Origin of the sequence: Ensifer sp. R-19, assembly GCF_049905105.1 — a bacterium.
Lineage (GTDB): Bacteria > Pseudomonadota > Alphaproteobacteria > Rhizobiales > Rhizobiaceae > Ensifer.
In genome coordinates, this window is record NZ_CP184569.1 from 1,114,546 (window position 1) to 1,128,651 (window position 14,106).

The window sequence follows — 14,106 nt, forward strand, 5'->3', positions numbered from 1 at the left end:
CTCTGCCTTACGGGAGTTCTAACGCCTGCCTCGCGGCGGCCGCGTTCCCGGCGTCTTACGTGCTCCGGTGCGATCGCGCCGGCCGGACTTGTGGAAGGAGCGCGTTGCCGTCGGCATCTTGCGCCCCTCGCTTTGCATCTCGAACCTGAGCGCACCCGCAAGCGGCACAGCTTCAACGAGCTTAACGCGCACCGGATCGCCGAGGCGATAGCCGAGCCCGGTCTTTTCGCCGGAAAGCGCCTGATGCGCCTCATCATAGATGAAGTAGTCGCGCCCGAGCGTAGATATCGGAACGAAGCCATCGGCGCCATAGGCGGGCAGGGTGACAAAGAGTCCCGCCTTGGTGACGCCGGAGACGCGGCCTTCGAATTCCTCGCCGACACGGCCATTCAGATGGTGTGCGATCAGCCGGTCGACGGTGTCGCGCTCCGCCGCCATGGCGCGACGCTCGAAGGTCGAGATCTCGGCGGCGATGTCGTCGAGCACGCCCTCTTCCTGCGGCGTCAGCCCGCCTTCGCCAAGGCCGAGCGAGGCAACCAGCGCCCGGTGCACGATCAGGTCGGCATAGCGCCGGATAGGCGAGGTGAAATGTGCGTACTTCAAAAGGTTCAGGCCGAAGTGCCCGATGTTCTCGGGGCTGTAGATCGCCTGGCTCTGCGACCGCAGCACCATCTCGTTGACCATCGTCTCGAAGGGTTTTCCCTCGGCCTTGGCGAGAATGCCGTTGAAATGGTTCGAGCGCATGTTGCCGCCCTTGACGAGCGAGATGTCGAGCGTCGCCAGGAACTCGCGCAGGCTTTCCTGCTTGGCGAGCGACGGCTGGTCGTGCACGCGATAGATCAGCACCTGGCGCTTCTGCTCCAGCGTCTCGGCGGCCGCGACGTTTGCCTGGATCATCATCTCTTCGATCAGCTTGTGGGCGTCGAGGCGTTCCGGGACGAAAACGCGATCGACCGTGCCGTCGGGCTTCAGGATGATCTTGCGCTCGGGCATGTTGAGTTCGAGCGGCTGGCGCCGGTCGCGCCCGCGCGTGAGGATCCGATAGGCTTCCCAGAGCGGCTTCAGGATCGCGTCGAGGATCGGCCCGGTCTTGTCGTCCGGGTTGCCGTCGATCGCCGCCTGTGCCTGCTGATAGGAGAGCTTGGCAGCACTCTTCATCATGATGCGGTGGAAGGTGTGGCCGGCCTTGCGGCCTTCCTTGGAGAAGCGCATGCGCACGGCAAGCGCCGGACGATCGACGCCTTCCTTCAGCGAGCAGAGGTCGTTCGAAATCCGTTCGGGCAGCATCGGTACCACCCGGTCGGGGAAATAGACCGAGTTGCCGCGCTTCAGCGCTTCCAGGTCCAGCGCCGATTTCGGACGGACGTAATAGGAGACGTCGGCGATTGCGACCGTGACGATGACGCCGCCGGGATTGTCCTCGGACGGGTCGGGTTCGGCATAAACCGCATCGTCGTGATCTTTGGCATCGGCCGGGTCGATGGTGATCAGCGGCAGCGTGCGCCAATCCTCGCGATGGGCCATGGTGGCGGGACCGGCGGCGTTCGCCTCTTCGATCACACGCTCGGGGAAGATGTGGGGGATGCCATGCGCGTGGATGGCAATCATCGAGATTGCCTTCTCCGAGGCCACGGAGCCGATGACGTTTTGGACCTGGGCCCGTGGCAGACCGTAGCGACCGAGGCGCGAGAGCTGCACTTCGACCAGATCGCCATCCTGCGCGTTGCCGGTGAACTCCGGATCGACGAGCACTTCTTCGCCGCGCTTCTCGATCGGCATCAGCCGGCCGCCGCCGCCTGGAGTGGCGCGGAAGACGCCGAGCACGGCGTCCTTGCGCTTGTCGAGAACCTTGATGATGCGCGCCGTATAGGCAGGACCGCCACGCTCCTTGGCGGGGAAGATCTTGGCGAGCACCCGGTCGCCGAGACCGCCGACCGGTACCTTGCCCTTGGCCTTGCCGACAACCGACTGCTTGATCAGCACCGCCGGCGCGACGCCGTCATCGTCCAGCCACTCGGCGGGACGGCCGATCAGTTCGCCGTCGACGTCGCGGATGGTGATGTCGAGCACGGTCACCGGGGGCAGGGCGCCGGGACGCACCAGCGACTTGCGCTTCTTTTCGACGAGGCCGTCCACTTCCAGCGACTTCAGCAGCGCCTTGAGCTCGACACGGGTATCGCCCTTGAGCCCGAAGGCCTTGGCGATCTCGCGCTTGGAGGCGCGGTCCGGGTTTTCGGCAATGAAACGCATCAGCACGTCACGCGGCGGAACCGCGCCGTGGATGATGGGCTCGCTTGCCGGAGCCGGTCCTCCCTTGGCCGCGCGAGCAGGCTTCTTGCCCATGGCTCTTCTGCCGGACTGTTCGGTCGGATCGCGCGGTATTCTGGTCAAGATCAGCCCTTCTTGGCCTTGGCGGCCGTCTTCGTTTTGCTCTTGGCAGGTGCCTTGGCCTTGGTCGACTTGGTTGCGCCGTCCTCGGACTTTGCCGCCGCCTTGGTCGTCTTGGCCTTCACGGGCTTGCCCTTGGTAGTTCCACCCTTGGCGGCACGCTCCGAAATCAGCACGAGTGCCTCCTCGACCGTCACCGACTGCGGATCCTTGCCCTTCGGCAGCGTCGCGTTGACCTTGCCCCAGTTTACATAGGGGCCATAGCGACCGTCACGAACGGTGATGGAGCCGCCGTCCGGGTGGTCGCCAAGTTCCTTGAGCGAGGCGGCGGCGGTGCGGCCACGCCCGGCACCGGCCTTCGACTGCTTGTCGGCGAGAACCGACACGGCGCGATTGAGGCCGATCGAGAAGACGTCTTCGATCGATTCGAGATTGGCATAGGTGCCGTCGTGCAGCACGAACGGTCCGTAGCGGCCAAGGCCGGTCGAGATCATCTTGCCGCTTTCGGGGTGCGCGCCGATATCGCGCGGCAGCGACAGCAGCGCGACCGCCTTCTCATGGTCGATCGTCGATGGCGTCCAGCCCTTCGGCAGGCTCGAGCGCTTCGCTTCCTTGCCGTCGCCGCGCTGGACATAGGGGCCGAAACGGCCGCTGCGCAGGGTGATTTCCTCGCCGGTATGCGGATCCTTGCCGAGCGCCTGCGGTTCATTGGAGACCGCCGCTTCCTGGTCGCCGTTGCTTTCGGAGGAAAGCTGGCGGGTGAAGTTGCACTCCGGATAGTTCGAGCAGCCGACGAAGGCGCCATATTTGCCAAGCTTCAGCGACAGCTTGCCGGTGCCGCAGACCTGGCAGATGCGTGGATCACCGCCGTCTTCGCGCTTCGGGAAGACCAGCGGCGCCAGTTCCTCGTTCAGCGCATCGAGCACGTTGGTGACGCGCAGCTCCTTTGTTTCCTCGATCTGTGCGAAGAAATCCTTCCAGAAGTCGCGAAGTACATCCTTCCAGTTGACCTCACCGGCCGAGACCTGGTCGAGCTTTTCTTCGAGCGACGCCGTGAAGTCGTAGCCGACATAGCGCGTGAAGAAGCTTTCCAGAAACGCCGTCACCAACCGCCCCTTGGCCTGGGGTATGAGCTTGCGCTTGTCGTTGGTGATGTAGTCGCGGTCGAGCAGGGTCGTGACCGTCGCGGCATAGGTCGACGGCCGGCCGATGCCGAGCTCTTCCATCTTCTTGATCAGGCTCGCTTCCGAGTAGCGCGGGGGCGGCTCGGTGAAGTGCTGCGAGGCGTTGATCTTCTGCTTGGCGAGGTTTTCGCGCGCGTTGATTTCCGGCAGGCGGCCATCCTCCTCGCCATCATCCGTCTGCTCGCCGTCTTCCTTGGCATCCGTATAGGCGGCGATGAAGCCGTCGAAGCGGATGACCGAGCCGGTGGCGCGCAGGCCCGCCTTCTGGCCGCCGTTGTCGGCAGTGATTTCTGCCGTGGTGCGCTCGATCTCGGCCGATGCCATCTGGCTCGCGATGCCACGCTTCCAGACCAGATCGTAGAGGCGCAGCATGTCACCGTCGAGGAAGCGGCGGACCTGGTCCGGCGTCCGATTGAAGTCGGTCGGGCGGATGGCTTCGTGCGCTTCCTGGGCGTTCTTCGCCTTGGTCGAATAGAAACGCGGCTTTTCCGGCAGGTAGCGGTCGCCGAACTGGCTGGCAATCGCCTTGCGCGAGGCCTCGACCGCTTCCGGCGCCATCTGCACGCCGTCGGTACGCATATAGGTGATCAGACCGACCGTCTCGCCGCCGATGTCGACGCCTTCATAGAGCTTCTGCGCGACCTGCATGGTGCGCGATGCGGAGAAGCCGAGTTTGGAGGAGGCGGCCTGCTGCAGTGTTGAGGTGGTGAAAGGCGGCGACGGGTTACGCTTGACCGGCTTTGCCTCGATGCTGTCGACGACATAGGCGGCGCCATCGAGCAGGGTCTTCAGCCGGTTGGCCTCTTCGCCGTTGCCGACAGCCCTTGGCGCGAGGCGCTTGCCATCGGCCGAGACGAGGCGGGCCTCGAACTCGTCGCCGCGCGGGGTCTTCAGCAGCGCGGAGATGTTCCAGTATTCCTCGGAGATGAAGCGCTCGATCTCGGACTCGCGATCGCAGACAAGGCGCAGCGTGACGGACTGCACACGGCCGGCCGAGCGGGCGCCCGGAAGCTTGCGCCAGAGGACCGGCGACAGGTTGAAGCCGACGAGATAGTCGAGCGCGCGGCGCGCCAGATAGGCGTCGACCAGCGAGATGTCGATGTCGCGCGGATGGGCGATCGCCTCGAGCACGGCCTTCTTGGTGATGGCGTTGAAGGCGACGCGCTTCACCGGCTTGTCGCCGAGCACCTTCTTTTTCTTCAAGAGGTCGAGCACGTGCCAGGAAATGGCTTCGCCTTCGCGATCCGGGTCGGTTGCGAGAATGAGGCCGTCAGCGGACTTTACCGCGTCGGCAATGTCCTTCATGCGCTTGGCCGAGGCGCCATCGACCTCCCAGGACATTTCGAAGTCTTCATCCGGACGGACCGAACCGTCCTTCGCCGGCAGATCGCGCACATGGCCAAACGAAGCCAGCACCTTGTAGTTAGGCCCGAGGTACTTGTTGATCGTCTTTGCCTTGGAAGGCGACTCCACCACTACAACATTCATCGTCATTTTCTGAGACAACCGGTTCTGGTTCGGGCGTCAGCGCTGTCAGCGCCGTGTGTCGCCTGGTATCGATGCCCCGAAATGGACAGGGATTCGTGCGGGGTCAAGAGGGTTCACCCAAAATAACGACGAGAGGAGGTGATGCAACTCATGCAAGATTGCATCGCATCTGCAATCTGGAATGGGTGCCTGCTCGCTTCCTCACGGCCGCGGGGTCGCCATCGCCGGTGCTCATTCGCTTGCCGTGAGAGACACGAGTCCTCCGGCGTGGCGATCGAGCCGCCCAGCGAGATCGAGCTCTAGGAGAAGAAGGTAGACCTGTGCCGGCGAAAGCCCGGTGTGCCTGACGATGTCGTCGGTTTCGACCGGCGTCGGACCAAGCGCATTGATGATGGCCGCACGGTCGCTGTCATTGGTCGCGGCAGGGGTGCTCGGTTGCGCATGCCCCTCCGGTTCCCTGACACTTGGCAAGCGTAGCTCGAACTGGCTGAGCGGCGCCAATGCTTCAAGGACATCGTCCGATGACGTCGTGACGATCGCGCCCTGCTTCAAAAGGTCGTTCGTGCCATGGCACCGGGGATCGAGTGGGGATCCCGGAACGGCAAAGACCAGCCGGCCGAAATCGGCGGCATAACGCGCGGTGATCAACGAGCCGGAGCGATTGGCCGCCTCGACGACGGTCACGCCGAGGCTGACGCCGGCAATCAGCCGGTTGCGCCGCGGGAAATCGCGTGCACGTGGCTCCCAGCCAAAGGGCATTTCGCTGATCGCCAGACCCCGGCCAGCGGTGATCTCATCCAGCAAGCCGATGTTTTCGGGCGGGTAGGGCCGATCCAAGCCGCCGGCAAGCGCGGCGATCGTGCCGGTTTCGAGGCTTGCGCGATGGGCGGCGGTATCGATGCCGCGCGCGAGACCCGAGGTGACGACATAGCCGGCGCGACCGGCATCGCGGGCAATCATCGCCGCGAACTTGGCGCCGCTGGCCGACGCGTTGCGCGAGCCGACAATGCCGAGCGACGGGCGGGTTGCTGCTTTGAGATCGCCCTTCATCGCGAGGAGAGGGGGAGCGCCGTCGATCTGCCGAAGCGCTGAAGGATAACCTGGCTCGCCGATGCCGACAAAGACCGCGCCGCAGCGTCGCGCCGCTTCCAGTTCCCGTTCGGCCTCGCTTACCGTTGCCACGCGATAGGCCTGTTTGGTCCCTCCGCGCCGGGATAGTTCTGGAAGCGCGTCGAGCGCGTTTTCCGCGGTGCCGAAGTGGTTGATCAGGTCCCTGAAGGCGATGGGGCCGACATTGTCGCTGCGGATCAGCCGCAGCCAGGATATTTTCTGTCGTTCAGTCAGCGCCACTCCGGTTCGTCCTGCGCTGTCCTCAGACATTATCCCTTGTCCCCGATCTTGCTTTCCGTGCCGGCGATCAGCCGTTGAATATTGGCGCGATGCTTCACCCAGCTAATGATGGTCATTGCCGCGAAGAGCAGGGCGACCTTTTCGTTCCCTACCGCGTAAAGTAGTACCGGAATGATAGCCGTTGCAACCAGGGCGGACAATGAGGAGTAACGGCTGATTTTCGCCATGGCGAGCCAGATCACCGCAAAGGCAAGCACCATGGCGGGAACGAGGCCGAGCAGGACGCCGATATAGGTGGCAACACCCTTGCCGCCCTTGAAGCCGAGCCAGACCGGATAGAGGTGGCCGATGAAGGCGGCGAAGCCGGCGGCGATCCCCGCTTCCACGCCCCAGTAGGAGGCGATGAAGGCCGCGGCGGTGCCCTTCAGGGCGTCCAGAAGCAATGTTGCTGCCGCAAGTTTCCTGTTGCCGGTTCTCAGCACATTGGTCGCGCCGATGTTGCCCGAGCCGATCTTTCTGACGTCGCCCAGCCCGGCCATGCGGGTCAGGATCAGTCCGAATGGGATCGAGCCGAGCAGATAACCGAAGCCCAGGCTCAACAACGTCAAGGGCAGCCCAAGCTGCCAGGAAAATAGATCCACCGGTTCCCCTCCCGCGCGACCGCTTTGGGCTTATGCGGAATGCACAAGCTTGCCGGCAACATAGGTTTGCACAACCCGGCCGGTAAAGCGTGCATTTTCAAACGGCGTGTTCTTGGAGCGCGAGACGATGGCTTCCTTGTAGAGCACCCACGGCTCGTCGAGGTCGAGGACCGCGATATCGGCCTTGGCGCCCGGCCTCAGCGTGCCGGCGTTAAGACCGAAGATCGCCGCCGGGCGGGTCGACATGGCATCGATCAGGCGCATCAATGGAACTTGGCCGCTGTGGTACAGCCGAAGAGCGGCCGCTGCCAGCGTTTCAAGGCCGATCGCACCGTCGGCAGCGTCGGCAAACGGCAGGCGTTTGGTGTCGACGTCCTGCGGGTCATGCGAGGAGACGATGATGTCGATCGTGCCGTCGGCCAGCGCCTCGGCCATGGCCACCCGGTCGTCTTCGCTGCGAAGGGGCGGCGAAAGCTTGAAGAAGGTGCGGTACTCGCCGATGTCGTTTTCGTTGAGCGCCAGATTGTTGATCGAGATGCCGCAGGTGACGTTGGCGCCGCGCTGGCGTGCTGCACGAATGGCCTCAGCCGATTCGGGAACCGAGATTTGGGCGGCGTGGTAGGCGGCCTTCGTCAGGCCGGCGATGCGCAGGTCGCGCTCGAGCGGGATGATCTCCGATTCGCGCGGGATCCCGGCAAGGCCGAGCCAGCTTGCGAGCAGGCCTTCGTGCATGACGCCGTTGGCGCCGAGATACTTGTCGCGGGTCTCAAGAGAGATGACGGCGCCGAATTCGCGCGCATAGGTCATGGCGCGGCGCAGAACCAGCGTGTCGTGGATCGACCGTCGGCCATTGGTGAAGCAGACGGCGCCGGCTTCGCGCAGCAGGCCGAATTCGGTCATCTCTTCCCCGGCCAGTCCCTTGGTCAGGGCCGCGGCAGGATGGACATTGACGAGGGCCTTGTCGCGCGCCGTCTTCTTTACGTACTCGACCAGCGCGATATCGTCGATCACAGGATCCGTGTCGGGCATCGCAATGAAGGTGGTGACGCCACCGACCGCTGCTGCGCGCGACGCGGATTCGAAGGTTTCGCGATGTTCGCTGCCCGGTTCGCCGACGAACACGCGGGCATCGACGAGGCCGGGAACGGCGGTCAGGCCATCGCAGTCCTTGACGAAGGCGCCATCGGGCGCGCCCTGGTTCTGTGCATCCGCGCCGGCGGCCAGGATGCGGCCGTCGTTTCCGACGATGACAGTGCCGACCTCGTCAAGGCTGCGCGAGGGATCGACGATGCGGAGGTTCTTCAGAACGAGTGGTCTGGTCATAGGCGCGGCCCCTGGTTCTGCGAGAGAAGCAGCGTTTCCATCACCGCCATGCGTACGGCAACGCCCATCTCGACCTGCTGTTCGATCACGCTCTGCGGGCCGTCGGCGATTTCCGAGGCGATCTCGACGCCGCGGTTCATCGGCCCGGGGTGCATGACGAGCGCATCGTCCTTGGCCGCCTTCAGCTTCTGCGCATCGAGTCCGTAGTAGTGGAAGTATTCGCGCACCGAAGGCACGAAAGAGCCGGCCATGCGCTCGCGCTGGAGGCGCAGCATCATGACGACATCCGCATCCTTCAGGCCCTCGGCCATCGAGTGATAGACCTCGACGCCCATTTCGGCGATCCCCGAGGGAAGCAACGTCGCCGGAGCGACGACGCGCACGCGGGCGCCCATCTGGTTCAGGAGCAGGATGTTGGAGCGCGCCACGCGCGAGTGCAGCACGTCGCCGCAGATCGCCACGATGATGCGCGAGAGCTTACCCTTGGCGCGGCGGATCGTCAGCGCGTCGAGCAGGGCCTGGGTTGGGTGCTCGTGCTGACCGTCGCCGGCATTGACGACGGAGCAGGAGACCTTCTGCGCCAGGAGTGCGGCAGCACCCGCCGAGGAATGGCGCACCACCAGCACGTCCGGGTGCATGGCGTTCAGCGTCATCGCCGTATCGATCAGCGTTTCGCCCTTTTTCACCGAGGAGTTGCCGACCGACATGTTCATGACGTCGGCGCCAAGCCGCTTTCCGGCGAGCTCGAAGGACGATTGCGTGCGGGTCGAAGCCTCGAAGAAGAGGTTGATCTGCGTCAGCCCCCGCAGCGTGGAGGTCTTTTTCTCTCTTTGACGGGAGATTTGGACGGCTTCATCGGCGCGATCGAGCAGATAGGTTATATCCTGCTCCGTGAGCCCCTTGATGCCGAGCAGGTGGCGATGCGGGAAAGTGATCATGGGCCGCCCTTGCGCTCTGGAAATGTGGTCGCTCTATAAGACTTGGCCCCCGGTACGGCAAGGCTTGGGCGTCATCGTCCGCAGAAAACTTGCAACGGCCATCCTATCTTTTTCGCGCCCCGTTCCGTGGTCGAGAAACTTGCGCTAGAACCGGCCCATGAATCAGATGAACCGGACTGAACAGAAACTCGCCGAGCTGAACCAGCCCAAGCCCTGGTCCGGTGTCAACGCCTATCGCTCCGATCCGCTCGTGGTGGACATCACCTCGTCGATGAGCAAGACGCTGCGCGACGAATTCGATGTGCTCGGCCGTTACGTCACCTCGCCCGAAGCGCAGGAACTGGCGCGTATGGCGAATGAAGGTCCGCCGAAGCTGAAGACGCATGGCCCGCGCGGCGAGCGTCTCGATGTCGTCGAGTTCCACCCGGCCTGGCATGCGCTGATGCGCCGCTCAATGTCGTCGGGCCTGCATGCGTCGGCCTGGGAAAACCTGGCCGACGAGCGCAACCAGTCGCACAAGACACGCGCCATCCGCTTCTATCTGACGGCGCAGCTGGAATGCGGCCATCTCTGCCCGCTGACGATGACGAGCGCGTCGCTTGCCGCGATCACCGCGTCTCCGGCGGTGCAGAAGGAATGGGCGCCGAAGATCCTGTCACGCAAATACGACTCGACGAACCGTCCCTGGATGCAGAAGTCGGCCGTCACCGTCGGTATGGGCATGACCGAGAAGCAGGGCGGTACCGATGTCCGCGCCAATACCTCGACGGCCGAGCGTGTAGGCGAGGGCATCTATCGGTTGAATGGCCACAAGTGGTTCATGTCGGCACCGATGAGCGACGCCTTCGTCATGCTGGCGCAGACCCGCGAGGGCCTTGCCTGTTTCCTCGTGCCGCGTCTTCTGGAAGACGGCAGCGCCAACGGCCTGCGCTTCCAGCGGTTGAAGGACAAGCTCGGCAACCGCTCCAACGCTTCGTCGGAGGTCGAGTTCTCCGACACGTTCGGTTTCATCCTCGGCGCTCCGGACGCCGGCATCCGGACGATCCTCGACATGGTCACGCTGACGCGCCTCGACTGCGCGTTGGCATCCGCAGGCATGATGCGTGCCTCGCTTGCCGAAGCCGTGCACCACACCCGCGGCCGCAAGGTCTTCGGCAAGCCGCTCGTGAGCCAGCCGATGATGACGCGCGTGCTTGCCGACATGGCGCTCGATGTGGCGGCGGCAAGCGCCCTTTCGTTCCGTCTGGCTGAAGCGTTCGACAAGGCCCGCAACAGCCCTGAAGACGCGGCCTATGCGCGGATCATGACGCCTGTTGCCAAGTACTGGGCCTGCAAGATCGCCCCGGCACTGATTTACGAGGCGATGGAGTGCCTTGGCGGCAACGGCTATGTGGAAGAGCGCGCGCTGGCGCGCCATTACCGCGAAGCACCTGTCAACGCTATCTGGGAAGGGTCCGGCAACGTCATGGCGCTGGACGTGCTGCGCGTACTCGCCAAGGGCAAGGACCTCTTCGAGCAGCTCTTCGTCGTTTTGGCGCGCGATCTCGGACCAGCCGGCCGCAAGACGATCGACGTGTTGCGCGCCGCCATGTCGCTCTGCGAACGGGACGAGGGTGCTGCGCGCATGCTGGTCGAGCAATTGGCGCTCGCCGCCGCCGCCGCCGAACTCTATCGTCTCGGTGCCGGCCGCATCGCCGACGCTTTCCTCGAATCGCGACTGGCTGCCGGATGGCGCTCGACCTACGGCATGCTCGATTCGCGCTTCGATTCCGCCTACATCCTCGATCTTCTCTATCCCCCTGCGGCGTAGGCCGTCGGCCCCCTGCGACGTACGTCGTCAGGTCCCGGCGGCGTATGCCGTCAGCCGCTGCGACGTACGTCGTCAGTCCGCTGCCATGTACGTCGTCAGATCCCTGCGACGTAGGTCGTCAGGTAAAGGACGAGTGGTATCGTGAAGAACGAGACGACCGTTTGCACGGTTGCGACCGCCGCATAGAGTTCGGCGTCGCCATCCATCTGCTTGGCCAGCAGATAGCCGTTCATCGCCGTCGGCACGGCCGCGCCAAGCGCGATGACCAGCAGGGCGTCCCCCCGAATGCCGAGCAGATAGCTCGCGCTCACCATGAAGACCGGCATGACGATCAACTTGAGGAAGACCGCGAGCAGCGCCGTCGCGCTCGGCTTCAGCGCATCGGAAGCGCGCAAACCTGCCCCGACCATCACCAGCCCGAGGCTGAGCGAGGCGCTTGCCAGCATCTCGATCGTGGTCATCACGGGGCCGTAGATCTTAAGTCCGACCAGGTTGACGAGAATGCCGAGCACCGAGGCGACGATCAGCGGATTGGTGGCGATCTTTGCGAAGAAGCGCCTGAAGTCACGATTGCCCCCGCCGAACCAGACCAGCACGCCGATATTGTAGAGATTGATGGGGATGATCACGAGCGTCATCACCAGCGCGGTCAGCGTCAGGCCGATCGGTCCATAGAGTTTTTGCGCGATCGCCAGCGCCATGAAGCCGTTCCAGCGTGTTGCGGTCTGGAAGACTGAGGTGAACGAGGCGCCGGACACGTGCCGGTCTCGCAGCACTGGCCAGAGGAGCAGCACGAAGGCCGACATCAGGCTGACGCTGCCGATCGTCGCGATGGCCGTCGCGTCGGCTTTCAACCCGGCAAAGTCTGCCTGGGCAAGCGTCGAGAACAGCAGGGCAGGGAACAGGATGAAGTAGCCGAACTGCTCGAGCCCGAGCCAAAGGCTCTGGTCGACGAATGTCGAGCGTTTGAGCCAGACGCCGAGCAGAACCAGCAGGAAGATCGGAAGGATGCTTTCAAAGACGACGGTCATGGAGGAGGACCTGCGAGGGGGAGGGATACCGCTACCCGAATTTTGCAGAGACCGGAATGGGCTTGCAGCTTTGTGGTGAATGATCGGGCGCAACCGCAAGCGTGAGCGCAAGAAAACCTAGCTTGTGAAAATTAACCTTAACAAATGGTTTACGTTGCACGCCTTGCCTGTAGGCGCGAAATTGACCAGGAATTTCAACAGATCCGGAGTGGAGCGGTTCGGTGAGAACTGGTCTTTTGATCATCATGATGATGTTTTTCGCCGGACTGGCGCTGGATATTGCGGTCCCAACGATGGTCCTGCTTGCCTTGTTGCTGGCAGACCGCGCCATATATCCGCTAGTCTACCGCCGCATCTCGGAAAGGGGAGCCGCATGAAGTGGTTTCTGATCCTTTGGGCCTGCCCGGTCATGTTCCTCACGTCGTGGTATGGTCTCTCCTACTACGACATGAGCTTCGGCTTCTTCATGCTGACGCGGCAGACCCATGATCTCGTGTTCCAGGTCTACGGCCATGTCCTCGGCATTCCGCCAGAGACGATCCCGCCCCTCGTCGCGCGTGCGATCGTCTTCGATAGTTTTGTGGTTTTTGCCATTATCGGCTTTCGCAAGCGCCGTGAGATCGCAGCCTGGTATCGCCGTCGTTTCGGTGCCGGCGTAGCTCAGTCCGAAAGGCCGTCCCTCGCGAGCGAAGCCAGCCTGTCGAGCGCGCCCTGAAGAATGAAGGAGGCGGCGGCCGAATCGATGCGTTCGGCCCGCTTCCGTCGCGACACATCCATTTCGATCAGCACACGCTCGGCCGCAACGGTCGAAAGCCTTTCATCCCAGAAGATGAAAGGCAGCGGCGTCTTTTGCTCCATGTTGCGCACGAAGGCGCGGGTCGCCTGACAACGCGGTCCCTCGCTGCCGTCCATGTTGACGGGCAGGCCGATGACGAAGGCTGCGATCTTTTCTTTTCCTGCCACTGACAGCAGCGCTTCCGCGTCCACCCCGAACTTGATCCGGCGGATCACCTCTCGGGGTGTTGCGAACCTGCGGCCGAGATCGGAGACCGAAAGGCCGATCGTCTTGGTGCCGAGGTCGAGCCCGGCGATCGCCTGGTTCTGTTGAAGCTGGGATGCCAGCTCTTCGATGGTGAGAATTGCCATGTCGGTGTCGATTCGATCTTTGCGCGGAGGGCTGTCTGTTCCATATGCTGTTCCGACACGCAAATCATCAGGGAGATCGTCATGAAGATCAAATGGCTCGGTCATGCCGCCTTTCACATCGAAACGGCAAAGTCCAAAATCCTCATCGACCCCTTCTTCACCGGCAATCCCGCCTTCCGGGACGAGGATCGCAGGGACGCGACCGCCGGGCTCACCCACATCCTCCTGACCCATGGTCATGGCGACCATGTCGGCGATACGATTGCGATCGCCAAGGAGACCGGTGCGACCGTGGTCGCCAATGCCGATCTCGCCGCCTGGCTCGGGCGGCATGGCGTCAAGGCGCTCGAAATGGGAAATACCGGCGGCACCATCAACCTCGGCGCGTTTTCAACGACCTTCGTCAACGCGCTCCATTCCTCGGCGCAGCTCACCGAGGACGGCGTTTCCCATTCGCTCGGCAATGCCAATGGCCTGGTGCTGCATTTCGAGGACGAGCCGACGCTCTACCACATGGGTGACACGGACATCTTTTCCGACATGGCGCTGATCAACGAATTGCACCAGCCGGAAATCGGCATCGTGCCGATCGGCGACCGTTTCACCATGGGCGGCGCGGTGGCGGCACTCGCCTGCCAGCGCTTTTTCAAGTTCTCGACGGCGATCCCCTGCCATTACGGCTCGTTCCCGATCATCGACCAGACCCCCGCGACCTTCGTTGCCGGCATGGAAAGTGCATCCACCAAGGTGGAGACACCTTACGTCGGCGTCGTCGTCGAGGTCTGATGTTGCGCCGGGCCTTTTGAC

General features: G+C 63.4%; 12 protein-coding genes. 3 read left to right on the forward strand and 9 right to left on the reverse strand.

What is annotated here, in order from left to right; all coding sequences use genetic code 11:
- Positions 1–18: 18 nt before the first annotated feature.
- From rnr to ACN9MO_RS05460, 6 genes are all read right to left on the reverse strand, one after another.
- On the reverse strand, positions 19–2,391 hold the full coding sequence (gene rnr / locus ACN9MO_RS05435) for a ribonuclease R (protein WP_057252286.1): 2,373 nt from the start codon (positions 2,389–2,391) through the stop codon (positions 19–21).
- Positions 2,392–2,393: 2 nt separating this feature from the next.
- Positions 2,394–5,060, reverse strand: a complete 2,667-nt coding sequence (topA, locus tag ACN9MO_RS05440) for a type I DNA topoisomerase (protein ID WP_112995488.1) — start codon at positions 5,058–5,060, stop codon at positions 2,394–2,396.
- A 231-nt stretch (positions 5,061–5,291) separates the two neighbouring features.
- Positions 5,292–6,440, reverse strand: a complete 1,149-nt coding sequence (gene dprA, locus ACN9MO_RS05445; RefSeq protein ID WP_057252285.1) for a DNA-processing protein DprA — start codon at positions 6,438–6,440, stop codon at positions 5,292–5,294.
- The gene (gene plsY, locus ACN9MO_RS05450; protein WP_057252284.1) at positions 6,440–7,051 is read right to left on the reverse strand and encodes a glycerol-3-phosphate 1-O-acyltransferase PlsY; all 612 of its coding nucleotides are present in this window, start codon (positions 7,049–7,051) and stop codon (positions 6,440–6,442) included. Before plsY ends, dprA begins: the two co-directional genes overlap by 1 nt.
- Positions 7,052–7,081: 30 nt before the next feature.
- On the reverse strand, positions 7,082–8,374 hold the full coding sequence (locus ACN9MO_RS05455; protein ID WP_057252283.1) for a dihydroorotase: 1,293 nt from the start codon (positions 8,372–8,374) through the stop codon (positions 7,082–7,084).
- Entirely contained in the window at positions 8,371–9,312 is a 942-nt protein-coding gene (locus ACN9MO_RS05460; protein ID WP_057252282.1) for an aspartate carbamoyltransferase catalytic subunit, read from the reverse strand. The genes ACN9MO_RS05455 and ACN9MO_RS05460 overlap by 4 nt, the downstream gene beginning before the upstream one ends.
- 157 nt (positions 9,313–9,469) lie before the next feature.
- On the opposite strand from ACN9MO_RS05460, the gene ACN9MO_RS05465 reads away from it, so the two are divergent.
- Entirely contained in the window at positions 9,470–11,122 is a 1,653-nt protein-coding gene (locus tag ACN9MO_RS05465) for an acyl-CoA dehydrogenase family protein (RefSeq protein WP_057252281.1), read from the forward strand.
- A gap of 95 nt (positions 11,123–11,217) precedes the next feature.
- Here ACN9MO_RS05465 and ACN9MO_RS05470 read toward each other — a convergent pair whose 3' ends face one another.
- Together ACN9MO_RS05470 and ACN9MO_RS05475 are read right to left on the reverse strand one after the other, a co-directional pair.
- Positions 11,218–12,153, reverse strand: a complete 936-nt coding sequence (locus ACN9MO_RS05470; RefSeq protein WP_093232273.1) for an AEC family transporter — start codon at positions 12,151–12,153, stop codon at positions 11,218–11,220.
- A gap of 31 nt (positions 12,154–12,184) precedes the next feature.
- The gene (locus ACN9MO_RS05475; protein WP_156414687.1) at positions 12,185–12,400 is read right to left on the reverse strand and encodes a hypothetical protein; all 216 of its coding nucleotides are present in this window, start codon (positions 12,398–12,400) and stop codon (positions 12,185–12,187) included.
- Between the two features lie 126 nt (positions 12,401–12,526).
- On the opposite strand from ACN9MO_RS05475, the gene ACN9MO_RS05480 reads away from it, so the two are divergent.
- Complete coding sequence (locus ACN9MO_RS05480) at positions 12,527–12,868, forward strand: DUF6105 family protein (RefSeq protein WP_057252279.1); 342 nt, start codon at positions 12,527–12,529, stop codon at positions 12,866–12,868.
- Here the strand turns inward: ACN9MO_RS05480 and ruvX are convergent.
- Positions 12,814–13,299, reverse strand: a complete 486-nt coding sequence (ruvX, locus tag ACN9MO_RS05485) for a Holliday junction resolvase RuvX (protein WP_057252278.1) — start codon at positions 13,297–13,299, stop codon at positions 12,814–12,816. The genes ACN9MO_RS05480 and ruvX overlap by 55 nt on opposite strands.
- A gap of 81 nt (positions 13,300–13,380) precedes the next feature.
- On the opposite strand from ruvX, the gene ACN9MO_RS05490 reads away from it, so the two are divergent.
- A complete protein-coding gene (locus ACN9MO_RS05490) occupies positions 13,381–14,085 on the forward strand; it encodes a metal-dependent hydrolase (RefSeq protein ID WP_057252277.1) in 705 nt (234 codons plus the stop codon).
- The last annotated feature ends 21 nt before the right edge of the window (positions 14,086–14,106 follow it).

Excerpts from the sequence above, each read along its gene's own strand:
- topA (WP_112995488.1), bottom strand. The coding sequence starts at position 5,060 with ATGAATGTTGTAGTGGTGGAGTCGCCTTCCAAGGCAAAGACGATCAAC.
- dprA (WP_057252285.1), bottom strand. The coding sequence starts at position 6,440 with ATGTCTGAGGACAGCGCAGGACGAACCGGAGTGGCGCTGACTGAACGA.
- ACN9MO_RS05455 (WP_057252283.1), bottom strand. The coding sequence starts at position 8,374 with ATGACCAGACCACTCGTTCTGAAGAACCTCCGCATCGTCGATCCCTCG.
- ACN9MO_RS05460 (WP_057252282.1), bottom strand. The coding sequence starts at position 9,312 with ATGATCACTTTCCCGCATCGCCACCTGCTCGGCATCAAGGGGCTCACG.
- ACN9MO_RS05465 (WP_057252281.1), top strand. The coding sequence starts at position 9,470 with ATGAATCAGATGAACCGGACTGAACAGAAACTCGCCGAGCTGAACCAG.
- ACN9MO_RS05470 (WP_093232273.1), bottom strand. The coding sequence starts at position 12,153 with ATGACCGTCGTCTTTGAAAGCATCCTTCCGATCTTCCTGCTGGTTCTG.
- ACN9MO_RS05475 (WP_156414687.1), bottom strand. The coding sequence starts at position 12,400 with ATGATGATCAAAAGACCAGTTCTCACCGAACCGCTCCACTCCGGATCT.
- ACN9MO_RS05480 (WP_057252279.1), top strand. The coding sequence starts at position 12,527 with ATGAAGTGGTTTCTGATCCTTTGGGCCTGCCCGGTCATGTTCCTCACG.
- ruvX (WP_057252278.1), bottom strand. The coding sequence starts at position 13,299 with ATGGCAATTCTCACCATCGAAGAGCTGGCATCCCAGCTTCAACAGAAC.
- ACN9MO_RS05490 (WP_057252277.1), top strand. The coding sequence starts at position 13,381 with ATGAAGATCAAATGGCTCGGTCATGCCGCCTTTCACATCGAAACGGCA.